Source organism: Aquabacterium sp. (assembly GCF_044226965.1).
Taxonomy (GTDB): Bacteria; Pseudomonadota; Gammaproteobacteria; order Burkholderiales; family Burkholderiaceae_C; genus Pseudaquabacterium.
This window is the reverse complement of the sequence record NZ_JBGAGA010000079.1, coordinates 1-21,804: the sequence shown is the minus strand read 5'-3', so window position 1 is coordinate 21,804 and position 21,804 is coordinate 1. Positions and strand designations below refer to the sequence as shown.

General features: G+C 71.4%; 26 protein-coding genes. 10 read left to right on the top strand and 16 right to left on the bottom strand.

Features of this window, described 5'->3' with window-relative positions:
• Positions 1-119 precede the first annotated feature (119 nt).
• From ACILR4_RS24770 to ACILR4_RS24750, 5 genes are all read left to right on the top strand, one after another.
• Positions 120-815, top strand: coding sequence for an NUDIX hydrolase (locus tag ACILR4_RS24770; protein WP_395703567.1), 696 nt, complete (start codon positions 120-122; stop codon positions 813-815).
• A 128-nt stretch (positions 816-943) separates the two neighbouring features.
• Positions 944-3,694, top strand: coding sequence for a TonB-dependent receptor (locus ACILR4_RS24765; protein WP_395703566.1), 2,751 nt, complete (start codon positions 944-946; stop codon positions 3,692-3,694).
• Positions 3,694-4,305, top strand: a complete 612-nt coding sequence (locus tag ACILR4_RS24760) for a M15 family metallopeptidase (RefSeq protein ID WP_395703565.1) — start codon at positions 3,694-3,696, stop codon at positions 4,303-4,305. Before ACILR4_RS24765 ends, ACILR4_RS24760 begins: the two co-directional genes overlap by 1 nt.
• Positions 4,295-5,356 carry an LD-carboxypeptidase gene (locus ACILR4_RS24755; protein WP_395703564.1) on the top strand — a complete coding sequence of 354 codons (1,062 nt, stop codon included), beginning with the start codon at positions 4,295-4,297 and terminating at the stop codon, positions 5,354-5,356. The genes ACILR4_RS24760 and ACILR4_RS24755 overlap by 11 nt, the downstream gene beginning before the upstream one ends.
• Before the next feature lie 25 nt (positions 5,357-5,381).
• Positions 5,382-6,854, top strand: a complete 1,473-nt coding sequence (locus ACILR4_RS24750; protein ID WP_395703563.1) for an amidase — start codon at positions 5,382-5,384, stop codon at positions 6,852-6,854.
• Here the strand turns inward: ACILR4_RS24750 and ACILR4_RS24745 are convergent.
• Positions 6,826-7,650 carry a dienelactone hydrolase family protein gene (locus ACILR4_RS24745; protein ID WP_395703562.1) on the bottom strand — a complete coding sequence of 275 codons (825 nt, stop codon included), beginning with the start codon at positions 7,648-7,650 and terminating at the stop codon, positions 6,826-6,828. The two genes, ACILR4_RS24750 and ACILR4_RS24745, sit on opposite strands and share 29 nt — an antisense overlap.
• 93 nt (positions 7,651-7,743) lie before the next feature.
• On the opposite strand from ACILR4_RS24745, the gene ACILR4_RS24740 reads away from it, so the two are divergent.
• On the top strand, positions 7,744-8,739 hold the full coding sequence (locus ACILR4_RS24740) for a GlxA family transcriptional regulator (RefSeq protein ID WP_395703561.1): 996 nt from the start codon (positions 7,744-7,746) through the stop codon (positions 8,737-8,739).
• Here ACILR4_RS24740 and ACILR4_RS24735 read toward each other — a convergent pair.
• On the bottom strand, positions 8,736-9,233 hold the full coding sequence (locus ACILR4_RS24735; RefSeq protein WP_395703560.1) for a hypothetical protein: 498 nt from the start codon (positions 9,231-9,233) through the stop codon (positions 8,736-8,738). The two genes, ACILR4_RS24740 and ACILR4_RS24735, sit on opposite strands and share 4 nt — an antisense overlap.
• Positions 9,234-9,464: 231 nt before the next feature.
• Here ACILR4_RS24735 and ACILR4_RS24730 point away from each other — a divergent pair, with 231 nt between their 5' ends.
• Positions 9,465-9,899 carry a YciI family protein gene (locus ACILR4_RS24730; protein WP_395703559.1) on the top strand — a complete coding sequence of 145 codons (435 nt, stop codon included), beginning with the start codon at positions 9,465-9,467 and terminating at the stop codon, positions 9,897-9,899.
• A gap of 3 nt (positions 9,900-9,902) precedes the next feature.
• Here ACILR4_RS24730 and ACILR4_RS24725 read toward each other — a convergent pair whose 3' ends face one another.
• Together ACILR4_RS24725 and ACILR4_RS24720 are read right to left on the bottom strand one after the other, a co-directional pair.
• Positions 9,903-10,181 carry a DUF2277 domain-containing protein gene (locus tag ACILR4_RS24725; protein ID WP_395703558.1) on the bottom strand — a complete coding sequence of 93 codons (279 nt, stop codon included), beginning with the start codon at positions 10,179-10,181 and terminating at the stop codon, positions 9,903-9,905.
• A 113-nt stretch (positions 10,182-10,294) separates the two neighbouring features.
• Positions 10,295-11,170 carry a LysR family transcriptional regulator gene (locus ACILR4_RS24720; RefSeq protein ID WP_395703557.1) on the bottom strand — a complete coding sequence of 292 codons (876 nt, stop codon included), beginning with the start codon at positions 11,168-11,170 and terminating at the stop codon, positions 10,295-10,297.
• Positions 11,171-11,256: 86 nt separating this feature from the next.
• On the opposite strand from ACILR4_RS24720, the gene bla reads away from it, so the two are divergent.
• Positions 11,257-12,228, top strand: coding sequence for a class A beta-lactamase (bla, locus tag ACILR4_RS24715; protein WP_395703556.1), 972 nt, complete (start codon positions 11,257-11,259; stop codon positions 12,226-12,228).
• 57 nt (positions 12,229-12,285) lie between these two features.
• Here the strand turns inward: bla and ACILR4_RS24710 are convergent, their stop codons facing one another.
• On the bottom strand, positions 12,286-12,777 hold the full coding sequence (locus ACILR4_RS24710) for a hypothetical protein (RefSeq protein ID WP_395703555.1): 492 nt from the start codon (positions 12,775-12,777) through the stop codon (positions 12,286-12,288).
• A 7-nt stretch (positions 12,778-12,784) separates the two neighbouring features.
• On the bottom strand, positions 12,785-13,174 hold the full coding sequence (locus ACILR4_RS24705) for a GFA family protein (protein ID WP_395703554.1): 390 nt from the start codon (positions 13,172-13,174) through the stop codon (positions 12,785-12,787).
• A 162-nt stretch (positions 13,175-13,336) separates the two neighbouring features.
• Between ACILR4_RS24705 and ACILR4_RS24700 the strand changes: the two genes are divergently transcribed.
• Together ACILR4_RS24700 and ACILR4_RS24695 are read left to right on the top strand one after the other, a co-directional pair.
• Positions 13,337-14,536 carry a hypothetical protein gene (locus ACILR4_RS24700; protein ID WP_395703553.1) on the top strand — a complete coding sequence of 400 codons (1,200 nt, stop codon included), beginning with the start codon at positions 13,337-13,339 and terminating at the stop codon, positions 14,534-14,536.
• Positions 14,537-14,684: 148 nt separating this feature from the next.
• Positions 14,685-15,974, top strand: a complete 1,290-nt coding sequence (locus ACILR4_RS24695; protein WP_395703552.1) for an aspartate carbamoyltransferase — start codon at positions 14,685-14,687, stop codon at positions 15,972-15,974.
• 62 nt (positions 15,975-16,036) lie between these two features.
• Here the strand turns inward: ACILR4_RS24695 and ACILR4_RS24690 are convergent, their stop codons facing one another.
• The 10 genes from ACILR4_RS24690 to ACILR4_RS24645 form a co-directional block, all read right to left on the bottom strand.
• Positions 16,037-16,459, bottom strand: a complete 423-nt coding sequence (locus ACILR4_RS24690) for a hypothetical protein (protein WP_395703551.1) — start codon at positions 16,457-16,459, stop codon at positions 16,037-16,039.
• Between the two features lie 9 nt (positions 16,460-16,468).
• The gene (locus ACILR4_RS24685; RefSeq protein WP_395703550.1) at positions 16,469-17,011 is read right to left on the bottom strand and encodes a protein tyrosine phosphatase family protein; all 543 of its coding nucleotides are present in this window, start codon (positions 17,009-17,011) and stop codon (positions 16,469-16,471) included.
• A gap of 27 nt (positions 17,012-17,038) precedes the next feature.
• Positions 17,039-17,392, bottom strand: a complete 354-nt coding sequence (locus ACILR4_RS24680; protein ID WP_395703549.1) for a hypothetical protein — start codon at positions 17,390-17,392, stop codon at positions 17,039-17,041.
• Positions 17,393-17,495: 103 nt separating this feature from the next.
• Complete coding sequence (locus ACILR4_RS24675) at positions 17,496-17,909, bottom strand: DUF1801 domain-containing protein (protein WP_395703548.1); 414 nt, start codon at positions 17,907-17,909, stop codon at positions 17,496-17,498.
• The gene (locus ACILR4_RS24670) at positions 17,902-18,294 is read right to left on the bottom strand and encodes a DUF1801 domain-containing protein (RefSeq protein ID WP_395703575.1); all 393 of its coding nucleotides are present in this window, start codon (positions 18,292-18,294) and stop codon (positions 17,902-17,904) included. Before ACILR4_RS24670 ends, ACILR4_RS24675 begins: the two co-directional genes overlap by 8 nt.
• Before the next feature lie 76 nt (positions 18,295-18,370).
• Entirely contained in the window at positions 18,371-18,817 is a 447-nt protein-coding gene (locus tag ACILR4_RS24665) for an excalibur calcium-binding domain-containing protein (RefSeq protein ID WP_395703547.1), read from the bottom strand.
• A complete protein-coding gene (locus ACILR4_RS24660) occupies positions 18,814-19,641 on the bottom strand; it encodes a GFA family protein (protein ID WP_395703546.1) in 828 nt (275 codons plus the stop codon). The genes ACILR4_RS24665 and ACILR4_RS24660 overlap by 4 nt, the downstream gene beginning before the upstream one ends.
• Before the next feature lie 54 nt (positions 19,642-19,695).
• On the bottom strand, positions 19,696-20,412 hold the full coding sequence (locus ACILR4_RS24655; protein WP_395703545.1) for an alpha/beta fold hydrolase: 717 nt from the start codon (positions 20,410-20,412) through the stop codon (positions 19,696-19,698).
• Positions 20,413-20,535: 123 nt separating this feature from the next.
• Positions 20,536-21,531, bottom strand: coding sequence for an alpha/beta hydrolase (locus ACILR4_RS24650; protein WP_395703544.1), 996 nt, complete (start codon positions 21,529-21,531; stop codon positions 20,536-20,538).
• 46 nt (positions 21,532-21,577) lie between these two features.
• On the bottom strand, positions 21,578-21,804 hold a 227-nt coding region (locus ACILR4_RS24645; RefSeq protein ID WP_395703543.1), incomplete at its 5' end, for a D-alanyl-D-alanine carboxypeptidase.

The following is a 21,804-nucleotide window of genomic DNA, read 5'->3' as shown; positions in this document are numbered from 1 at the left end:
TCGATGAGGCTATTCTAAGTCTGTTAGATCAATATTGCAACTAACATGGCGTGATCTTGGTCAACAGACAATGGGCCGCGTATAGTCGGCTTTGTTTCAAGACTGTCGCAAGAGCTTTGATGCGCGAGACCGCCGATCCGCTGATCTGCACCGTCGACGTGGTGCTGCTGACCCTGCGCGACGACGCGCTGGCCGTGCTGCTGCAGCGGCGCGAGCGCGAGCCCTTCAAGGGTGCGCTGGCGCTGCCCGGCGGCTACGTGCATGCGCAGGAGGATGCCGATGCGGCGCAGGCGGCCGAGCGGGTGCTGCGCCAGAAGCTGGGGCTGGTGAGCCCCTACCTGGAGCAGCTGGCCACCTTCAGCGGTGCGGCGCGCGATCCGCGCGGCTGGTCGGTGTCCATCGTCTACTGTGCCTTGCTGCCGCTGGCGGCCCTGGCGTCCGACACCAAGGCCATGGCGGAGGCCACGCTGGCGCCGGTGGACCGGCTGCCGCCGCTGCCCTTCGACCACCGCGACATCGTGGCCACCGCGGTGCAGCGCGTGCGCACCAAGAGCCAGTATTCGTCGCTGCCGGTCTACCTGTGCGGCGACCGGTTCACGCTGCCGCAGCTGCAGGCGGTGTACGAGGCGGTGCTGGGCGAGCCCATCAACAAGGTGAGCTTCCGCCGCAAGATGGACGAGCTGGGCATGCTGGAGCCGATCGCCGGCGAGATGAGCAGCGGCGGCGCGCACCGGCCGGCGCAGCTGTACCGGCTGCGCAAGGCGTTCCGGCAGGCGCTGTCGCTGTCCGAGCGCGGGTTGAACGGGCGGGGCTGAGCCGCCACAGTTGCCTGAAACGCACACCCGGGCTCGCCAGTCTTGCGCGAGGCGCGACACGCCGCGACAGTCTGTCACAGCACCGTCACCCACAAGAGACGGCCGACAAGTTCGAGGAGTGTCTTGCCATGGAACTGAAGCACATCGTCCGTGCCATCCTGCTGCTGTGCACCGCGGCATCGGCATCGGCCCAGCAGAGCGGCGCCGCCCAGCGCGTCGAGATCACCGGCTCCAGCATCAAGCGGGTGCAGACCGAGGGCGCGCTGCCGCTGCAGGTGATCTCGCGCCAGGACATCGACCGCGCCGGCATCGTCAGTGCCGAGCAGCTGGTGGCGCGCATCACCGCCAACGGCACCGGGGCCGACAACCTGTCGTCCAACGCCGGCATCCAGCTCGGCACGACGGACCGCAACAACAACGGCAACTCCAGCGCCAACCTGCGCGGCCTGGGCTCGGCCAGCACGCTGGTGCTGCTGAACGGCCGGCGCGTGCCGGCGCACGGCGCCAAGGGCAACTCGGTCGACCTGAACTGGATTCCGCTGGCCGCGGTGGAACGGGTGGAGGTGCTGAAAGACGGCGCCTCGGCCATCTACGGCACCGATGCGATCGGCGGCGTCATCAATTTCATCCTGCGGCGCGACTACAAGGGCCTGGAAGCTACCGCCTTCGTCGACAGCACGCAGCATGGCGGCGGCGACATCTACCGCGGCGCCATCACCGGCGGCTGGGGCGACATCGGCACCGACCGCTTCCACGTGATGGCCAACCTGACGTTCGACAAGCAGCAGAAGCTGGCCGGCGAGCAGCGCTCGTTCGCCAACGGCTTCCAGCCCGAGCGCGGCCTCTCGCCCGACACCGCCGGCGCGCCCTTCGCCAGCCAGACGGGCCTGGCCGGCACCGCCATCGGCGCCACCTTCAAGACGCCCGAAGGCGGCACGCAGACCTTCAACCGCGCCAACCTGCTGAGCTTCCAGGGCAAGTGCGATTCGGTGCCGACGATGTCGCAGTACCAGTACCAGCTGTGGGCCTCGCCCGGCGCGCGCTATGCCTGCGCCTACGACTACGGCGGCGCCGAGGTGCTGATCCAGCCGATAGAGCGCACCAACTTCGTCGGCCGCGGCGAGTTCGCGGTGGCGCCCAACCACACCGCCTTCGTCGAGGCGGTGGCCTCGCGCTCGAAGGCCACCAAGCAGTTCGAGCCGTACCAGATCACCACCTCGCTGGCCACCGCCTACCCGGTGGGCGGGCCGTACTACCAGGACCTCTCGGCCTACATCCCGAGCTTCGACAAGACCAAGCCGATCGCCTACCGCTGGCGCTGCAACGACTGCGGCAAGCGCACCATCGAGACCACGACGGATGGCTTCCGCTTCCTGGCCGGGCTGGAAGGCAGCTTCGGCGGCTGGGACTACAAGACCGGCCTGTCGCAGGCCGAGAGCAAGGCCACCTCGCTGCTGGTGGGCGGCTACTACTTCACCAACCCGCTGAACGCGGCGCTGGCCAGCGGCCAGATCAACCCATGGCTGCTGCCCGGCCAATCGCAGACCGATGCGGCGAAGCAGCTGCTCGCCAACGCGGACGCGAGCGGCACGCGGCTGTTCGGCGGCAAGTCCACCACCACCGAGTTCGACGGCTCGGTCTCGGGCGAGCTGATGAAGCTGCCGGCCGGGCCGCTGTCGCTGGCGGTGGGCTTCGACCTGCGGCGCGAGAGCTACCAGTTCGACGACGGCTCGCGCGCCTCGCAGCCGGTGTTCCTGGCGCCCTTCGACCCGCAGTTCCCGAAGGTCTCGCGCGACATCAAGGCGGTGTTCGCCGAGGTGGCGGTGCCGGTGTTCAAGCAGCTCGAAGCCTCGGTCGCGGTGCGGCACGACGAGTACAGCGACTTCGGCGGCACCACCAACCCGAAGGTCAGCTTCAAGTACACGCCGGTGCAGCAGTTCGCGCTGCGCGGCTCGTACAACACCGGCTTCCGTGCGCCCAGTTTCTTCCAGCTCTTCACCGCCACCACCGAATCGCAGGTGCCGGGCAACATCGCCGACCCGGTGCTGTGCCCCAACGGCCCGGTGGCCGGCTCCGACCTCACGGTGTGCGCGATCCGGCCCAACGGCCGCAACGGCGGCAACCCCGACCTGAAGCCCGAGGAATCGAAGCAGTGGACGCTGGGCTTCATCGTCTCGCCGGCCGACTGGCTCTCGGCCAGCGTCGACCTGTGGGAGATCAAGCGCACCAACCTGATCTACGAGCTGACGCCGCAGCAGGTGATCGCCAACTACAGCACCTTCCCCGAGAACCTGGTGCGCGGCAGCAATGGCCGGTTGGACGGGCCGGGCGGCTACATCCGGGCCGGCTTCGTCAATGCCGACGGCGACATCACCCGCGGCGTGGACATCAGCGTGGCGGCCAACGGCAAGTTCGCCGCCGGGGCCCAATGGGCCGTCACGCTGGACGGCACCTACATGGACAGCCACCGCTCGCGCATCTTCTCGAACCAGCCCTACGTCGAGACGGTCGGCCAGTGGAACGACCGCGACCTGTTCGTGCGCTGGAAGCACCAGCTCGGCTTCACCTACACCCGCGGCCCGTGGAGCGCGACCTTCTCGCAGAGCTACACCGCCGGCTACAAGGACCGCAAGCCCGCGGGCACCATCCCGCCCGGCTTCGTCGAGGACGTGGACAGCTACACCGTCTACAACGCCTCGGTCACCTACACCGGCCTGAAGGACCTGACGCTGAGCTTCGGCATCAAGAACCTGTTCGACACCGATCCGCCGTTCACCGCGCACAACCTGGACTTCGCCGCCGGCGCCGGCTGGGACCCGCGCGTGGCCGATCCGCGCGGCCGTGCGTTCACGCTGCGCGCCACGTACAAGTTCTTCTGATGGCGGAGCCGATACGCGTCGAAGACGTTGCCAGCCACCCGGACTTCCGGCCGCTGGCAGGGCTGCGCGGTGTCGCTCACGATCTGCGTTATGCCGGCGAGAACAACTTTGCCGGCCGCGTGCTGTACCGCGGGCTGGACTGCGCCTGGCTGCGCCGCGAAGCCGCTGAAGGCATCGAAGCCTCAGCCGCCTGGCTGGCGCGCGAGCGGCCCGGCTTCGGCCTGCGGGTGCTGGACGCGCTGCGCCCGCAGCGGGTGCAGCAGGCGATCTGGGTCGACGTGGTCGGCACGCCGCTGCAGGACTACTTTGCCGATCCGGCCATCGGCTCCATCCATTCCTGGGGCATGGCGGTGGACGTGGTGCTGCTCGACGCCCAAGGGCGCGAGTGCGACATGGGCAGCGGCTACGACGAGGCCAGCCTGCGTTCGCATCCGGCGCTGGAAGACGAGCACCTGGCGCAAGGCGTGCTGACGCCCGCGCAGGTGGAGGCGCGCCGCTGGCTCTATGCCGCGATGGCGCAGGGCGGCTTCCGCGGCATTGCCACCGAGTGGTGGCACTTCGAGCATGGCGAGCGCGACCGCGTGCGCCGGGAGCTGCCGCGTGTCGACTGACGCGCACGGCGCGCGGCGTCGGACCTTGCTGCGCGGCGCCGCCGGCCTGGCGCTGGGCGCGGGCCTGGCCGGGCGCAGCGCCTTCGCCGCCGAGCGCCTGCCGCTGGTGAAGCCGCCCCGCCTGAAGCCGGGCGACACCATCGGCCTGATCAACCCCTCGTCGGCGATCTACGAGCGCGGGCCCTACGAACTGGCCACCGAGACGCTGCAGGCCATGGGCTTCCGCGTGCGCGAAGGCGCGCACCTGCGCGCGCGCCACGGCCAGTTCGCCGGCACCGATGCGCAGCGCGCCGCCGACGTCAACGCGATGTTCGCCGACCCGGGCGTGAACGGCATCCTGGCGCTCACCGGTGGCTCGGGCGGCAACCGCATCCTGCCGCTGCTGGACTACGCGCAGATGCGCCGCAACCCGAAGGTGCTGGCCGGCTTCTCGGACATCACCGCGCTGATCAACGCGGTGCATGCGCGCAGCGGGCTGGTCACCTTCCACGCGCCGGTGGGCGTGTCGGAGTGGAACGAGTTCAGCCTGCGCCACTTCCGTGGCGTGCTGGTGGACGCGCAGCCCATCACCATGCGCAACCCGCAGGACAAGGGCGATCTGCCCGCGCCGAAGGAGGACCGCATCCAGACGATCCGCCCCGGCGTGGCGCGCGGCCGCCTGCTGGGCGGCAACCTGGCGGTGCTGAGCGCGCTGTGCGGATCGGCCTACCTGCCGGCCTTCGACGGCGCGATCCTGTTCCTCGAGGAGATCAACGAGTACATCTACCGCGTCGATCGCATGCTGTCGACGCTGAAGCTCGCCGGCGTGTTCGACCGCCTGGCCGGCGTGGTGCTGGGCGCCTTCACGAACTGCACGCCGGGCGATGGCAACTACGGCACGCTGACGCTCGACGAGGTGTTCGACGACTACTTCGGCACGCTGAACGTGCCGGTGTACCGCGGCGCGATGATCGGCCACATCCGCCGCAAGTTCACGCTGCCGCTGGGCATCGAGGCCGAGGTCGATGCCACGGCCGGCACGATCCGCCTGCTCGAAGCGGCGGTGGCCTGAAGCGATCGGTCGGGAGCCCGCTGCGATGAGTGATGCCGAACTGCTGGACGGCTCGGCCTGCGCGCTGGCGCGGGCGCTGCAGGCCCGCGTGGTCTCGTGCCGCGAACTGATGCAGGCCACGCTGGCACGCATCGACGAAGTGAACCCGCGCGTCAATGCCATCGTCCACCGGGTCGACGGCGATGCCCTGCTGGCCCAGGCCGACGAGCGCGACCGCCAGCTCGCGCGCGGCGAGCGCATGGGCTGGCTGCACGGCCTGCCGCAGGCCTTCAAGGACACCACCGCGGTGGCCGGCATGGTCACCACGCAGGGCAGCCCGCTGCTGAAGGATTTCAAGCCAGCGCAGGACAGCCTGATGGTGGCCCGCATGAAGGCGGCCGGCTGCATCGTGATCGGCCGCACCAACGTGCCCGAGTTCGCGCTGGGCTCGCATACCTACAACCCGGTGTACGGCGCCACCGGCAATGCCTACGATCCCTCGCTGTCGGCCGGCGGCAGCTCGGGCGGCGCCGCGGTGGCACTGGCCACCGGCCTGCTGGCGGTGGCCGATGGCAGCGACTTCATGGGCAGCCTGCGCAACCCCGCCGGCTGGAACAACGTGTTCGGCCTGCGCCCGAGCCAGGGTCGCGTGCCGCAGGCGCCGGTGCAGGATGCCTGGATCAACCAGCTCGCCACCGAAGGGCCGATGGCGCGCCATGTCGATGACCTGGCGCAGCTGCTGGCCATCCAGGCCGGCCACGATCCGCGCGCGCCACTGGCGCTGGACGGCGACGGTCAGGTCTTCACGCAGCGCCTGAAGCGCGATGTCAGCGGCCACCGCATCGGCTGGCTCGGCGACCTGCAGGGCCACCTGCCGATGGAAGACGGTGTGCTGGACGCCTGCGGCCAGGCGCTGCAGCGGCTGCAGGCCATCGGCTGCACGGTGGACGAAGCGCGGCTGCCCTTGCCGCCCGCGCAGCTGTGGGACTGCTGGCTGGTGTGGCGCCAGGTGCTGGTGGGCGCGCGGCTGGCCGTCTACCTGAGCGACGAGCGCAAGCGCGCGCAGATGAAGCCCGAGGCGCTGTGGGAATACGACGAGAGCCGCCAGCACAGCGCCGCCGCGCTGATGGCCGCCAGCGCCACCCGCACGCTGCTGTACCAGAAGCTGGCCGCGCTTTTCGAGCGCTATGACGCGCTGGCGCTGCCGGCCGCGCAGGTCTGGCCCTTCGACATCGCCGCGCACTGGCCGCGCCAGATCGCCGGCCGCGCGATGGACACCTACCACCGCTGGATGGAGGTGGTGATCATGCCCACGCTGGCCGGGCTGCCCGCCATCAGCGTGCCGGCCGGCTTCAATGCCCAGGGCCTGCCGATGGGACTGCAACTGATCGGCCGCCCGCGCGACGACTTCGGCCTGCTGCAGCTGGCCTGGGCCTACGAGCAGGCGATTGGGGACTGGCTGGCCATCCGGCCCGCCATGGGCGACCGGCTCACGCGCCGCCCGCCAACCGCTGCCTGAAGAAACCCAGGATCTCGTCGCGCGCCGCGCGCGTGGGCTGGCCGGCCTCGTCGATCAGGTGCGCGGTCACGACGCTGTGCGGGCTGGCCACCACCTGCGCGAAGAAGGGCGGCGGGTTCGGGTGTGCGGCGCTGTCGGGCAGCACGCGGGCGACGAAGCGATCGCCCAGCGCCGCCTGATAGGCCGCAAAGCGCTCGGCCCGGCAATGCTTGTCCCCTTCGAAGCGGTAGGCCAGCACGCTCAGGTCCTCGCGCCGCAGCCGCTCGGCCACCGCGGCCAGTTCGTCCGGCGCGATCTCCAGTCCGGCGGGGTCGTTCATCGGCAGCGAGGGCTGCGACAGCACCGGCGCCAGCATCGCGGGCTCCAGCATCATCGTCAGCGCGAAGTTGCCGGTGAAGCACATGCCGATGGCGCCGACACCCGGCCCGCCGCATTCGCCATGCGCGAAGCGGGCCAGCGCACGCAACCACTGCGTGACCGGGCTCGACTGGTTGGCCGCCAGCGCCCGGAACTCGGCGCTGACGCAGGCGCGCCTGAACACCGCGATGCCTTCTTCCACCTGCGGCACCGCGCCGTCGCGGCCGAACAGCGAGGGCATCCAGACGGTGAACCCGGCCTCGCGCACCCAACGCGCAAACCGAGCGACATGCGGGCTGATGCCCGGCATCTCGGTCATCACGATCACCGCCGGCCCGCGGCCCGCCACATGCACCCGCCGCGTGACGCCGTCGAGCGTGACCTCGCGTGGGCTGAAGTCTTCGAGCGCGTCGTCGGACAGAGGCGGGGTGGCGTGCAAGGCGGGCTCCGGTTCGGTGGACGGCTTGCATTGGAGCGCCCGGCCGCCCAGAATCGAAGTGTCGTGAATGACAGTTTCAAGGCGAATTCAGACATGTGGGACTTCACCGTCGTCGTGCTCGCGGGCGCCTATCCCAGCAGCGTGGCGGTCACGCTGGACATGCTGGCCGCGGCGGCCGCGCTGGCGCCGCGCGCGGGCGTGGCGGTGCCACGCTGGCGCGTGTGCTCGGTGGCCGGCGGCCTGCTGCCGTTGCAGGGCGGCATGGCGGTGCAGACCACCGTGCTGCCGCAGCGTGCCCGCAACGACCGCTCCACCTGGCTGCTGCCCGGACTGGGCTGGCAGACGCCTGGCAGCGTGCAGCAGGGCCTGGCCACGCTGGAAGCCGAACAGGTGGTGGCCGCCCTGGCGCGCCATGCGCGGGGCGGCGGCGCGGTGGCGGCTTCCTGCTCGGCGGTGTTCCTGCTGCAGGCCGCGGGCCTGCTCGCTGGCCGCCGCGCCACCACCACCTGGTGGCTGGCGCCCTTGCTGCAGCGGCTGGCGCCCACGGCCCGTGTCGATGCCGACCGCATGGTCTGCGAAGACGGCCCGGTGCTCAGCGCCGGCGCTGCCTTCGCGCAGACCGACCTGATGCTGCACCTGCTCCGCGCCCGCTGCGGCAGTGCGCTGGCCGATGCGGTGTCGCGCATGCTGCTGGTCGACGCGCGCCAGGCCCAGGCGCCGTTCATCGTGCCCGAGGTGCTGGCCAGCGGCAACGACCTGGTCGCGCGGCTGGCCGCGCGGGTGGAGGCCGCGCTGCCGCACCCGCCCGGCATCGCCGCGCTGGCGCAGGAGTTCTGTATGTCCGAGCGCACGCTGGCGCGTCATGTGCGCCGCGCCACCGGCAAGAGCCCGCTGGCGCTGGTGCAAAGCGTCAAGCTGCGCCGCGCGCGGGCGTTGCTGGAAGGCAGCCGCATGACGGTCGACCAGGTGGCCGAAGCGGTGGGCTACCAGGACGCCACCGCGCTGCGGCGGCTGATGAAGCGGGTGGCCGGGGCGAACCCGAGCCGCTTCCGCGCGGCCACCAACCTGGCGTCCTCGCTGTCGCCCTAGCCGGCGCGCTGCGGCAGCTGGCGCAGCGCGGCCAGCGTCGGCAGCGCCGTCCAGGCCATCAGCGCCTGCTCGGTGGCCGGACCGTTCTGTGCGAGCCACTGGCTCATCTGCGGGCCCACGGCCTGGCCGTAGACCCGGTGCGAGACCACCACGATCAGGCCGCGGCCTTCATGCATCAGGCAGCGCGCGAACACCGCCTCCAGCAGCTGCGGCGTGCCCAGCACCGCGACGATCAGGTGCTCGGCCGGCCGCTCGGGCGTGCGCGGTGTCGAGCGCGTCTGCAGGATCTTGCCGCCGTGCTGCTGGTAGTTGCCCAGCACCTGGTTGGCCACCGCGGCCAGCTGCTCGCCGGTGCTCACCTGCTCGTGCAGGTTCAGCGTCAGCATGTCGCGCCAGCGGTCCAGGTCTTCGTCGCCGGCGGGCGTGAATTCGTGCTGGCCGGCGCGCGACCAGCGGTGCAGGAAGGCGCGGCCGCGCCAATCGATCGTCAGCATCGGCGCACTCCCGGCGGGTGACGGAGAAGGGGCCGCGGCCCGGGCCATCCATGGCACCAGGGCCCCGGCGCAAAAGCATCGGCGTTTCATGCTGCGCATCGTGTGCGCCGGCCGATTCAGTCGCATGTCAGGGCCCGCGTCGGCGGGATTTCCTTTGTTTCGATCGTCGCGTGGCTTGTCGATATCCTGCCGGTTCGTTCGTCGTGCGGATGTAGCCACAAGGAGAGTGACATGCGATTCATGGTGATGGTCAAGGCCGATGCCCACAGCGAGGCCGGCGAGATGCCGGGGGAGGCCTTGATCGCGGCGATGGGCCGCTACAACGAAGAGCTGGTGAAGGCCGGCGTGATGCTGGGCGGCGAAGGCCTGCACCCCAGCGCGCGCGGCGTGCGGGTGCGCTTCTCGGGCAAGGACCGCACGGTGATCGACGGCCCCTTCACCGAGACCAAGGAGCTGGTGGCCGGCTACTGGCTCTGGCAATGCGCCTCGATGGCCGAGGCGGTGGAATGGGTCAAGCGCTGCCCGAACCCGATGCTGTCCGATTCCGAGATCGAGATCCGGCCCATCCTCGAGGCCGAGGACTTTGGCGAAGCCTTCACGCCCGAGCTGCGCGAGCAGGAGGAGCGGCTGCGCCAGCAGATCGCCGCGCAGGGCCGGGCGGGCTGAGGCTCAGCCGCCGCGCGGGCCGAAGCGCGCGATCGAGCGCTCGTGCGCCTTGGCCGCTTCCACCTCGCGGTTGCGCGGCGGCGCGCTGGTGTGCATCGACGCGATCAGCGTGCGCGCCGAGGCGGCCACTTCCGCCACCGCGCGCTCGAACGCTGCCTCGTTGGCCTGCGAAGGCACCGTGAACCCGCTGAGCTTGCGCACGAACTGCAGCGCGGCATCGCGGATCTCCAGCTCGGTGGCCGGCGGCGCGAAGTTGAACAGGGTCTTGATGTTGCGGCACATGGGCGTCGGCGCACGGGGCGGGTGAGGGCGGGCCCGCGGTCCGCCCGGTGTCGAATGCGCTGCCGATGATAGGCCGTGGCGGGCGGCGCCGTGGGCGCGGACGGGCGGGCCGCTCAGCGCGCGCCCTGCAGCGCAGCCAGCAGCCAGGCGCGGAAGGCCAGCATCGCCGGCCGCGGCTCGCGCGTCAGGCTGCGCGTCAGCCAATAGCGTCCGACATCCACGGCCACGTCGAAGGGCTGCACCAGGCGGCCCTGCTGCAGTTCGCGGCGGAACATCGCCGGCGGCGCCAGCGCGATGCCGGTGCCCAGCTGCGCGGCCTGGGCCATCAGCACCGAGCTGTCGAACTGCGGGCCGCGCGCTACCAGCGGTCGCAGCCCGGCGGCCTGCGACCACGCGGGCCAGTCCTCGCTGCGGTACGAGCGCAGCAGCACGCAGCGGCGCAGGTCTTCGGGGCGGCGCAGGCTGGCGGCCTGCGCCGGGCTGCACAGCGGCGCCAGCGGTGCGTCCAGCAGCGGCTCGGCCTCCACGCTGCGCCAGGCGCCGTCGCCGAAGCGGATGGCGTAGTCCAGCGCTTCGGTGGCCAGGTCGACCTTGTTGTTGTGGGTCTGCAGCCTGAGCTCGACGCTGGGGTGCAGTGCCTGGAACGCGGGCAGCCGCTCGAGCAGCACGCCGTGCGCGAAGGTGCCGACCACGCCGACGGTCAGGCGCTCGGCCGGCGCCTGCGGCTCCAGCAGCAGCAGCGCGGCGTCGATCTGGTCGAAAGCCGCTTGCAGCGGCGCGGCCAGCAGCGCGCCTTCGTCGCTGAGCTGCAGGCCGCGCGCGGTGCGCACGAACAGCGGCCGGCCCAGCTGTGCTTCGAGCAGCTTGATCTGGTGGCTGACCGCGGCCTGCGTGACGCACAGCGTCTCGGCCGCGCGGGTGAAGTTCAGGTGCCGGGCGGCGGCGGCAAAGACATGCAGCGTGTTGAGCGAGTAGCGCGCCAGTGCCATGAGCAAACCTTGTGGCTGTGTCGAGCAGGATTCGTTGGCGAAGCGGTCGCCTGCCTCGAAGAATGGCGGCATTCTTTCACCACGCCATGAGCCCGCCTATGACCAACATCGCCCGCCGCCAGTGCCTGAAGACGCTGGCCGTTGCCGCCGCCACCCCCTTGGCCAGCCTGCCGCTGGCGGCGTGCGCCAGCGCCGGCGGCGAGCGCCTGGCCGAGTGCCTGGCCGAGCTGGAACGCCGCTCGGGCGGCCGGCTGGGCGTGGCGGTGTTCGACGCGGGCAGCGGCCGCCTGGCCGGCCATCGCGTCGACGAACGCTTTGCGCTGTGCTCGACCTTCAAGCTGCCGCTCGCGGCGGCGGTGCTGCAGCGTGTCGGCCGCGGCGAGTGGTCGCCCGAACGCTGGGTGCCCTTCGGCGCGGCCGACCGCGTGCCGCACATGCCGGTCACCGGCCGGCACATCGCCGCCGGTGGCATGCGCTTGATCGACCTGGTCGAGGCCGCGCAGACCGAGAGCGACAACCTCGCGGCCAACCTGCTGCTGCGCCTGCTGGGCGGGCCGGCCGGCTTCACCGCCTGGCTGCGCACGCAGGGCGACGCGCTGACGCGGCTGGATCGCACCGAGCCCGCGCTGAACCATGTGCCGCCCGGCAGCCTGGCCGACACCACGACGCCGGCGGCGATGGCACGCACCGTCGCGCGGCAGTTCAGCGCCGACGGGCTGGACGCTGCCAGCCAGGCGCGGCTGCGCGGCTGGATGCAGGCCACCCGCACCGGCGGGCGCCGGCTGCGTGCCGGCCTGCCGCCCGGCTGGCGCAGCGGCGACAAGACCGGCACCGGCTTGCACGACGACCTGCCCGACCAGCTGAACGACGTGGCCGTGGTGTGGCCGGACGGGGGCCGAGCACCGTGGCTCGTGGCCGCGTACTTTGAAAGTCATCACCGCGGCAGCCCCGCCCCCCGCGCCGAGGACGAGGCGGTGCTGGCCGAGGTGGGGCGGCTGGCCACCGAATGGCTGGCAGCAGGGCCGGCCAATGGGCCGAGGCCGGCCTTGCTGGCTTGAGGGATGCTCAGGCAGGCGCCTGCAGCAGATGCGCTGCGCCGGCGATGACCTGGCATGTCATCGCGTGGCGGTGGCGCGCGTGTCGGGCGCGTGGTCGCCCCACTGTCGCGCCAACGATGCCGCCTGCGTGCTGCCCCAGGCCGCGAGCAGCAGCAGCATCACGCTGGGCAGCGTATGCAGCCAGCCGACCAGCACGGCGCGGCGCCCGCGCCGGATCGGCGTGCGCCGGAACACCCGCTCGCCCGGCGGCGGGACCTGGCCTGTCGCCATGATCCGGTAGCCCCGCCAGCACAGCAGCAGCGTCGGCAGGCAGGCCAACAGCGGCAGGCCGACGAACAGGCCGTAGGCCAGGAAGGTCCCCGCCGGCAGGCCGAACGGGCCGGTGGCCCGTGGCGCCGCTGCCAGGTGCTGCAGCCACGGCACCAGGACCTGCGCCTTGAACCACAGGGCCAGTCCGCCCAGCGCGACGCCCAGCAGCACCAGCGCGAACTTCTCCTTCGGGCTGCGTTCGGGTGCGTACTCGGCCGGCGGCTGCGGTCGCGGGTTCATGGGAGGTTCAGAACCACAGGTCGCGGATGCAGCGCCCGTCGCGCGGCAGGTCGTCCCAGGTGTCGAGCCCGTCGAAATGGTCGATCGGCAGGTGCGCGATCGGCCCGGGCTCGGTCAGCCGCAGGTTGACCGCGATGCGCCGCCGGCCCTGCTCGTCGACCGAGAGCCCGCGCCAGTAGGCCATGCAGCCGCACTCGGGGCAGAAGTGGAAGCCCAGCGCCTGGCCGCGCACGTAGGCCTTGGTGGCACCGGACACCTCGATGCCCTCGCCCTCATGGTCGTAGGCCCACAGCGTGCCGTAGCGGCGGCAGGCGCTGCAGTTGCAGGCGGTCGCTGATTCCGGCAGGCCCTTGAATCGCCAGCGCACCGCACCGCAGAGGCATGAACCTTCGAGCATCTCGCATCTCCTGGGGATGGGGCACGACTCTAGCGCCGCTCGGGCCGCTGCAGCCGCTGCGGCACGCCGCACGGCGTGGCGCCGGTGCGACAGGTCACGCCACTGTCATGCGCGCTGACCACCATCGCGCCCCGACGCATCTTCCGCTCCCACGAGAACCCCATGAAGAACCTGTTGACGCCGCTGGCCTGCGCGGCTGCCCTGACCCTGGTCGCCTGCGGCGGCGGCGACGGTGCCGAGAACACCGCCAGCAAGCTGACGCTGGCGCTGATCGGCGACGTGCCCTACGGCGCCAGCGCCACCGACACCACGCAGACCAATGCCTTGCCGGCGTTCCTGAAGGCCATCGACGCCGATGCCGACGTGGCCGCGGTGCTGCATGTGGGCGACATCCATTCCGGCTCGCAGGTCTGCACGCAGGCCTACGACCAGACCGTGGCCAGCGCCTTCAATGCAATGAAGCACCCGATGGTCTACGTGCCCGGCGACAACGAATGGGCCGACTGCCACAAGGCCAAGCAGGGCGGCGGCGCGTACAACGCCAGCACCGGCCAGGTCGAGTACAAGACCGATGCCGCCGGTGCGCTGCTGAGCTATGCCGGCGGCGACCCGCTGGCCAACCTGGCGCTGGTGCGCTCGATGTTCTTCGCCCGCCCCGGCAAGACCCTGGGCACGGCGATGGACGTGCACAGCCAGGCGCTGGAATACGACAGCGCCAACCCGACCGACAGCGCCTACGCCGAGCATGTGTGGTTCGAGAAGTCCGGCGTGCTGGTGGCGACGCTGAACGTGCCCGGCGGCTCGAACAACGACACCGACCCCTGGTACGGCACGCCGGCGATGAGCCCGGCCCAGGCCCAGGAGGTGGCCAACCGCTCGGCCGCCGTCAAGCGCTGGATCGACACCGCGTTCAACCGCGCCGTGGCCGGCAACGACATCGCGGTGGTGATCCAGGTGCAGGCCGACATGTGGGACCTGGACGGCAAGCCGGCCGCTCACATCGCGCAATATCGGTCGTTCATCGACCAGATCGCCGCGCGCGCCAAGGCCTTCGGCAAGCCGGTGCTGCTGGTCAACGGCGACTCGCATGTCTACCGCTCCGACAACCCGCTGGTGCCCGGCGCGGCCTGCCTGGCCGAGCCCAGTTCCGGCGCCACGGCGGTGGCCTGCAGCGACGACGCCTACGCCAACCAGCCGGGCGGCTACAACGTGCCGAACTTCCACCGCCTGGTCGTGCACGGCAGCACCACGCCGCTGGAATGGCTGAAGCTCACGGTCAACCCGGGCGACGACAGCAAGGCCGCTGCCACCGCCACCAGCTTCGGGCCCTTCAGCTGGCAGCGCGTGCAGCCGGCGCTGTAGGCGCTACGCACATCGACCGGATGTGGCGGAACTCCGCCTCGGTGACATGCCGCGAGCCTTCGGGCCGGTGGGTGCTGGTGACCTGAGGCGACCATGAACCGATCGGCTGTGATCGGCAGTATGTGCGCATTGCGTATACTTGCGGCTCATGATCCAAGCCCAGCAAGCCTTCCTGCGCGACGCGATGCGCCGCCTGAACCTCACCCGCGAGGCCTTCGCCGAGCGCATCGGCAGCCGCAAGCGGGCGCTCGATGCCTGGCTGCTGCCGGACGAGTCGGCCGAGTTCCGGGCCATGCCGGAGGTGGTGCGGCGCTTCGTGGCCGAGATCCTGTCGCGCGAGCTGGGTGCATCAATGAGTACGCAGAGCGTACATGGCGCAGCGCCGCAGGCTGACTGGCCCGGCACCGTGCACCTGCTGTCGGTCTCGCAGTTCAACCGCGACGCGGTGGAGGCGCTGTTCGCACTGGCCGACGTGATGCAGCCGATCGCGCGGCGCCGCAAGGTGACGCGGGTGCTCGAAGGCGCGGTGCTGGGCAACCTGTTCTTCGAGGCCAGCACGCGCACGCGGGTCAGCTTCGGCGCGGCCTTCTGCCGGCTGGGCGGCGCGGTGTGCGACACCACCGGCTTCACCTTCTCGTCGATGGCCAAGGGCGAGTCGATCTACGACACCAGCCGCGTCATCAGCGGCTATGTCGACGTGCTGGTGGTGCGCCACCCCGAGCAGGGCGCGGTGGCCGAGTTCGCGCGCGCCACGCACATCCCGGTGATCAATGGCGGCGACGGGCCGGGCGAGCACCCGACGCAGGCGCTGCTGGACCTGTACACGCTGCAGCGCGAGTTCTCGCGCATCGGCAAGCTGGTGGACGGCGCGCACATCGCACTGGTCGGCGACCTCAAGTACGGTCGCACGGTGCATTCGCTGGTCAAGCTGCTGGCGCTGTACCGCGGGCTGAAGATCAGCCTGATCGCGCCGCCGGCGCTGGCGCTGCCGGCCGAGCTGGTGGCGCTGGCGGCAAGCGCTGGCCATGTGATCGAGCAGACGTCCGCGCTGCGCGAAGGCGTGCGCGGCGCCGACGTGGTCTACGCCACCCGCATCCAGAAGGAGCGCTTCGGCACCGACGAGACGCTGGATGGCCACGGCGCCGACTTCGAGGTGAACCCGGCGGTGCTGGCGGCCACCGGCAAGCCCGACACGGTGGTGATGCACCCGCTGCCGCGCGACAGCCGGCCCGGCAGCTTCGACCTGAGCGTCGACCTCAACACCGATGCGCGGCTGGCCATCTTCCGCCAGACCGACAACGGCGTGCCGGTGCGCATGGCGCTGTTCGCGCAGATGCTGGGCGTGGACGCTCTGGTGCAGCGCTCGATGCGCGACGCCACCTGGCGCTCGCCGGCGCAGGTGGGGGTGGATGATGCGTTGCTGGCGGACGAGGCCTGAGGTCACGGCGACAGACCCGGCATGACGCCCGGGGCGGTCTGGACGGCCGGCAGGACCCGCGCCTACAGCGACAGCTGGGTCGTGCTCCAGACCACCACGATCAGCTGCACCAGGTTCACCAGCAGCGCCGAGCCGTGGATGCGCCGGAAGCGGCGGATCGCGTCGTCGTCATTGGCCTGGATCTGCAGGTCCAGGAACTGCATCGCCGGGATCAGGCGCTGGCGCAGCAGCAGTGCAATGCCCGCCAGGCCCGCCGCGCCCACCGCGAAGCCGAAGCGCCCCCACAGCGCATAGCTGATCGCCGCGCCGAGTGCCGTGACCATCGCGGCCTTGTAGTAGACGTTGAAGAAGCCGCGCACGAAGCGCGCGTCGAGCGGCGTGTCGTGCTTCAGGACCAGCAGCGGCAGCCCACCCATCAGGAAGTAGGCGGTGGTGACGAGCAGCGCCACCGTGAAGAAGAGGGCGCCGTAGATGGCCGAGTGCATGGCGAGGGTTCAGTACGGGTCGAAGCTGATCTGGTGCCGGGCCAGCTGCTCGACGATCAGGCGGCGCCAGGGCCCGCGCGGCGACCACACGCGGGCCACGGCCTCGTAGGCTGCGGCCGGCGCTTCGTGCAGCTCGATCACCCGGTACAGGAACACCATCGACGAGGCCCGCATGTTGATCTCGCAATGCACCAGCACCTTGCGGCCCTGCAGCCGGTGCAGGGCCGCCGCGACGGCTTCGACGTGCGAGGCCTCCGGCGTGCCGAAATTGATCGGGATGTGCACGAACTCGATGCCCTGGCGCGCCAGCAGCTCGCCCTCGTTCGCCACGGCATTGGGCACCGTGCCGGGGGCCAGGTAGACCACCGCCTGGAAGCCCTGCGCGGCCAGCGACTGCAGGGCTTCGGCGCTGGGCTGGCCCGAGGTGGCCAGCGTCGGGCTGATCTCGATGTAGTTCGGTGCGTCGACCGCAGCGGGCGCGGCGCGGGTGATGCACGGCGGCAGCAGCACGCCGGCGCTGGCAGCCAGCAGGTGACGACGGGGGAGGGGCATGGCGGAGCGAGAAGGGCGGAACGGACGCTACATGTTCGCAGGAATCGGCAGGCACTCCATGATCTCGACGCTGGTGCCCGGAAAGATCGTGAAGTGCGGGTGGCCTTCGAACAGCCGCGCCGCGGCGTCATGCGATTCGGCGCGCACGATCACGTAGCCGGTCATCGCGTTGCGCACGTCGGCAATGCCGGCGGGCGAGGCGGACTTGGTCTTGCCCAGCGGCCCGCCGCCGTCGACGATCACCGCCTGGTGCTGTGCCTGCCACGCGTGCCAGGCCTGCATGCCCTGGCCGATGCGCTGGTTGCGCTCGGCTTCGGGCAGTGCGTTCCAGTCGGACATCATGTCCGGCGTGCCGAGGTAGATGGCGAGGAAGTTCTTCATCGCGGGCTCCTGCAAGAGAGGGAAAGGACGATGCCGCCGCGGCCCGATGCCGGGCGGTCACTGCCACGACGAACGAGCGGCGGCGGTTTCGACACCCGGCGACTCACGCACGCAGCCGGCTGCGGATGTCGGCATGGGCCGCGGTGATCAGGGCCGCCAGCGCCGCCTCGTCGACGGCCTCGCCGGGTCGCAGCTTCACATGCCGCATGAAGCGGCCGCTGCCCTGCAGCAGGCCGGCCGGGTCGGCCAGCGCATGGCCGTGGAAGAAGCCGACGTTGACATGCGCGCGGTAGACGTTCACGTAGCCGAAGGCCGCGTCGCCGACACAGGCGGTGGGGGCGCCGTCGTGCATCAGCTCGCGCACCTGGCCATCGCTGTCGCCGCAGGCCCGCATGCGCGCGAACCAGGCGCGAGCGATGGCGCCCAGCGCGGGCGGCCGGCTGTCCAGCCAGCGGTCGATGGCCGGCTCGTGCCGCACGGCGCCATCGAAGCGCAGGAAGGCGCCGGGTTCAGGCACGCCGGTTCACCGCGATGGCGGCGCGGATCAGCTGCTGCAGCGCCTGGGCATCGGGCTGCGCGCCTTCCGGGAAATCGATCGCGCGCCGCGTGTTGCCGTCCAGGCTCGAGTTGAACAGCTTCGCCGGGTCCGGCAACTGCGCGCCCTTCGCGAAGGTGAGCTTCACCGCCTTCTTGTAGGTCTCGCCGGTGCACAGGATGCCCTGGCAGGACCAGACCGGCACGTTCCACTTCCACTCTTCGACGACGCCGGCATCGGCCGCGAGGATCAGGCCGCGCAGGCGGGCCAGCAGTGCGCCGCGCCAGTCGGCCAGTTCGGCAATGCGGTGGTCGATCAGCGCGGCCGGCGGCTTGCCGGCATCCGCCTCGGGTGTGCGCTTGGGCAGACGGCTGGCCACGCGCTTGGCGGCCAGGGGAGGTTGGGGTTTGGCGGTGGGCACGGAGGGGCTCCAGTCAGGCGGGCTAACGATTGCACCATTGCTTCTGGCAGGGGACGCCGTCGTGGTTGCCGTCCATCTGCACATTCGGACAGTGCGCGAGGAAGTACTTCGCCTCGGCGCAGGAATGCATCTGCGAGCAGCGCGTGCGGCCGTCGCACTTGAATGCGGACGCGGCCGGTGCGCCGGCATCGGTGCTGGCGGCCGGCGCCACGGGGCGCGGGCCTCCCTCCGATGCCGCCGCACTGGCAGCCTGTTGCAGCTTCTTCTGCCGGTCGGCGTTCAGCTGCTGCACGGTCGGCGTGGGCGCGCGTTCGCCGGTGGCGCAGGGCACGTGCTGGTACGTGACCGCGCCGCCCACCGTGCACTTGAAGACCTGCGGCGCTGCGGCTGAGGGCAAGGCGGCCAGCAGCACCAGGGCGGCGGCGTTCAGCAGGACCAGGCCCCGCAAGAGGATGCGTGTGTTCGTCATGGCGATGCGGGCGGCTGCAGGGGCGCGGCCGCCTGATTCGCCCAGCGGGCCTGCTGGATCACGACACGGTAGCCGTCGGGGTCCTGGAAGCTGCGACCCTGGCGCGACCAGTAGGGATTGAACGGCGCCACTTCCGCGAACCCGGCCTCCAGCATCTTCGCGCAGCGCGCCGCCCAGGCCTCGGCCTGCGGTTCATAGAAGACGAACAGGTCTTCCGGCGTCGGCGCCGGCGCCACCGGGTGGTGGCGGCAGCGGGTGAACTCGAAGTGGAACTGGCCGCCGGGATCGCCCAGCATCACGCCGTCGAAGCCTTCGTGGTCCTCGAACGATCCGAGCAGCGCCAGCGACAGGCCGTCTTGGTACATGCGCACGGCCGGCGCCAGCGCGGACACCGGGCGCGCCACGCGCAGGTGGCGCGCGGCGGCCATGGGCGGCGGCTCTTCGCGGCCCGCGTTCTCGCGATCGCGCGCGTAGCGCCGCGCCACCGGAAACGCCGGCAGCCACGATTCGCGCCGCACGGTCCAGAGCTCGTAGCTGGGTTGCAGCTGGTCCGGCGCATCCAGCGCGCCCAGGTTCACATTGATCTCGTCGGCGCTGTGCGAGAACACCGGCGAGCCACACTGCGGGCAGAAATGCCGGCCGGCATGCTGCTGCGTCGGGCCGCTGACCTGGACCGCGGCCTGCGGGAACACGGCCGACGCATGGAACAGCGCGCCATGGTGCTTGCGGCAATCCAGGCAGTGGCAGATGCCCACCCGGTAGGGCGGCCCCGAGGCCTGGAAGCGCACGCTGCCGCACAGGCAGCCGCCGCTGAACGAACTCATTCCCTGCCTCCCGTGGCGGTGCTGCGCACCCATTGGCGGCGGGCCGCGCTGGCCCTAGCCATGCTCGGCGATCGCCCGCAAGGCCGCCACGGTCTCGGCCGGCCGGTTGCTGGCCAGCATGTGGTTGCCGGCAATCTCGACATAGCGCCATTGGTCCGGCAGGCTTTGCGCATGGCGCGCCGCGCGCCAGAAGGCCTCGGCCCCCGGCTCGCCTTCGGCCACCACCGTGGCCTTGATGTAGCTGCGGCTGAACGCATAGTCCTCCAGCGGCTTTGGCAGGTAGACCGGTTCGGTGAAGCACGCGCGCGGGTGCGGGGTGCGGCGCAGCGTGACCCACTCGCCTTCGGCCGCATCGTCGAACGCGCGCGGCGCGGGCTGGGTCACCCAGTCTTCGCCGATCGTGATGGCGCGCTGCGCCGGCGCGCCGAGGTGGCTGTAGACCGACTGGCCGTCCTGCGGCACGAAGGCGTCCAGGTAGACCAGGTGGCGCACGCGCTCGGCGATGTGCGCCAGCGTGCCGGTGACCACGAAGCCGCCGTACGAGAAGCCGACCAGCACGATGTCGCGCAGGTCTTCGTACAGCACCTGGTTCACCACGTCGCGGACATGGGTGCCCAGGTTCACCTGCGGGCTCAGCAGGTGCACGCGTTCGCCCAGGCCGGTGAGGCTGGGCGTGAACACCTCGTGGCCGGCGGCCTGCAGGCCGCGGCGAAGATGGCGGAAGCCATGGGCGCCGGACCAGGCGCCGTGGACGAGGACGAAGGTGCTCATCAGCGGGGACTTTCTGCAGTGTCGGGCGGGGACGCCGGGCCGCGCCAGGCCATCAGCAAGTGTTCAGGCGCCTCGGCCACCAGCCAGAAACCATGCCGCAGGTACCGCCGCCGCGCGCCGGTGTTAACCCGCAGCACGCGCGGCCGCGGTGCCCGTGCCCAGCAGGTGCCGCAGCGGCCCGGCCAGGTGCCGCTGCCAATCGGTCTCGTTGTGGCCGCTGCCTTCGTGCACCAGGGTCCTGAAGCGCGGCGCTCCGAAGCCGAGTTCGCGCAGCAGCGCGTCCACGCGCGGCTGGGCTTCGTCGTACAGCGCGTCGAGTTCGCGCGTGCCGCGGTCCATCCACAGCGTGACGCTGGCCGGGTCGGGCAGGTGGCGGCGCAGGTACTGCAGGGCTGCGTCGGGCACTGCGCTGTTGCGCTCGAACAGGCCGATCCAGTGCGAGCTGATGCAGGCGGCGCCGCTGAACACCTGCGGGTACTCGCACAGCGCGTACAGGCTGATCAGGCCGCCCATGCTGGAGCCCATCACGAAGGTGTCTTCGCGGCCCGTGCGCGTGGCATAGCGGGCGTCGATGGCGGGCTTGAGCTCCTGCACCAGGAAGCGCAGGTAGGCGTCGCTGCGCGGCGGGCCGTTCAGCGCGCGCTCGGTCAGTCGCGCGCGCCAGGGTTCCCCGACCAGCGGCAGCCAGGCCTGCGGAAAGTATTCGGCAAAGCGCAGCGGCCCGTTGTTCCACGGGCCCACGACGATGAAGTCGCGCAGCGCACCCTGCGCCAGCAGCGGGGCGGCCACCTGGTCCACCGCCCAGGCCTGGCGGTTCCAGGTGCTGCCGGCGTCGAACAGCATCTGGCCGTCGTGCATGTAAAGCACCGCATGCGGCTTGCGGCCGTCGTAGCCCGGCGGCAGCCAGACCTCCACCGGGCGCGGATCCACCTGGCGCGACGGGAAGGGGGTCCAGCGTTCGAGGCGGCCCCACTTCACCTGCGGCGGCGGCAGTTCCGAGGCCGTGACCTTGCGGACCGCGGCCGCTGCGCCCAGCAGGGGCAGCAGGCCGTGCAGCAGGCGGCGGCGGTGGTTGTTCATGCGCAGTCGCGTCTCGGGCTGGCCGGGACGATAGCCCATCCGCGGGTCGGCCGCGGCCGCGCGCACCGGCCTGCTGCGCCGGGCTTCATCGGCCCGCCGCGCCCTGGCGCGCCACCCAGTTCACCAGCGCGTCCAGCGCCGCGCTGCCGCGCCGGGCTTCTTCGTGGTTGACCATCGCCGCCACCGCCCACAGCCGGCCGCGCGCATCCGGCACGTAGCCGGCGATGGCGTTGACGTTGCGCAGCGAGCCGGTCTTCAGCCGCGCGCGGCCGGTGGCCGGGCCGGTCTTCAGGCGGTTGCGCAGGGTGCCGT

Coding starts and splice junctions, on each gene's coding strand:
- ACILR4_RS24770 (WP_395703567.1), top strand. CDS start 120: ATGCGCGAGACCGCCGATCCGCTGATCTGCACCGTCGACGTGGTGCTG.
- ACILR4_RS24765 (WP_395703566.1), top strand. CDS start 944: ATGGAACTGAAGCACATCGTCCGTGCCATCCTGCTGCTGTGCACCGCG.
- ACILR4_RS24760 (WP_395703565.1), top strand. CDS start 3,694: ATGGCGGAGCCGATACGCGTCGAAGACGTTGCCAGCCACCCGGACTTC.
- ACILR4_RS24750 (WP_395703563.1), top strand. CDS start 5,382: ATGAGTGATGCCGAACTGCTGGACGGCTCGGCCTGCGCGCTGGCGCGG.
- ACILR4_RS24740 (WP_395703561.1), top strand. CDS start 7,744: ATGTGGGACTTCACCGTCGTCGTGCTCGCGGGCGCCTATCCCAGCAGC.
- ACILR4_RS24735 (WP_395703560.1), bottom strand. CDS start 9,233: ATGCTGACGATCGATTGGCGCGGCCGCGCCTTCCTGCACCGCTGGTCG.
- ACILR4_RS24730 (WP_395703559.1), top strand. CDS start 9,465: ATGCGATTCATGGTGATGGTCAAGGCCGATGCCCACAGCGAGGCCGGC.
- ACILR4_RS24725 (WP_395703558.1), bottom strand. CDS start 10,181: ATGTGCCGCAACATCAAGACCCTGTTCAACTTCGCGCCGCCGGCCACC.
- ACILR4_RS24720 (WP_395703557.1), bottom strand. CDS start 11,170: ATGGCACTGGCGCGCTACTCGCTCAACACGCTGCATGTCTTTGCCGCC.
- bla (WP_395703556.1), top strand. CDS start 11,257: ATGAGCCCGCCTATGACCAACATCGCCCGCCGCCAGTGCCTGAAGACG.
- ACILR4_RS24710 (WP_395703555.1), bottom strand. CDS start 12,777: ATGAACCCGCGACCGCAGCCGCCGGCCGAGTACGCACCCGAACGCAGC.
- ACILR4_RS24705 (WP_395703554.1), bottom strand. CDS start 13,174: ATGCTCGAAGGTTCATGCCTCTGCGGTGCGGTGCGCTGGCGATTCAAG.
- ACILR4_RS24700 (WP_395703553.1), top strand. CDS start 13,337: ATGAAGAACCTGTTGACGCCGCTGGCCTGCGCGGCTGCCCTGACCCTG.
- ACILR4_RS24695 (WP_395703552.1), top strand. CDS start 14,685: ATGATCCAAGCCCAGCAAGCCTTCCTGCGCGACGCGATGCGCCGCCTG.
- ACILR4_RS24690 (WP_395703551.1), bottom strand. CDS start 16,459: ATGCACTCGGCCATCTACGGCGCCCTCTTCTTCACGGTGGCGCTGCTC.
- ACILR4_RS24685 (WP_395703550.1), bottom strand. CDS start 17,011: ATGCCCCTCCCCCGTCGTCACCTGCTGGCTGCCAGCGCCGGCGTGCTG.
- ACILR4_RS24680 (WP_395703549.1), bottom strand. CDS start 17,392: ATGAAGAACTTCCTCGCCATCTACCTCGGCACGCCGGACATGATGTCC.
- ACILR4_RS24665 (WP_395703547.1), bottom strand. CDS start 18,817: ATGACGAACACACGCATCCTCTTGCGGGGCCTGGTCCTGCTGAACGCC.
- ACILR4_RS24660 (WP_395703546.1), bottom strand. CDS start 19,641: ATGAGTTCGTTCAGCGGCGGCTGCCTGTGCGGCAGCGTGCGCTTCCAG.
- ACILR4_RS24655 (WP_395703545.1), bottom strand. CDS start 20,412: ATGAGCACCTTCGTCCTCGTCCACGGCGCCTGGTCCGGCGCCCATGGC.
- ACILR4_RS24650 (WP_395703544.1), bottom strand. CDS start 21,531: ATGGGCTATCGTCCCGGCCAGCCCGAGACGCGACTGCGCATGAACAAC.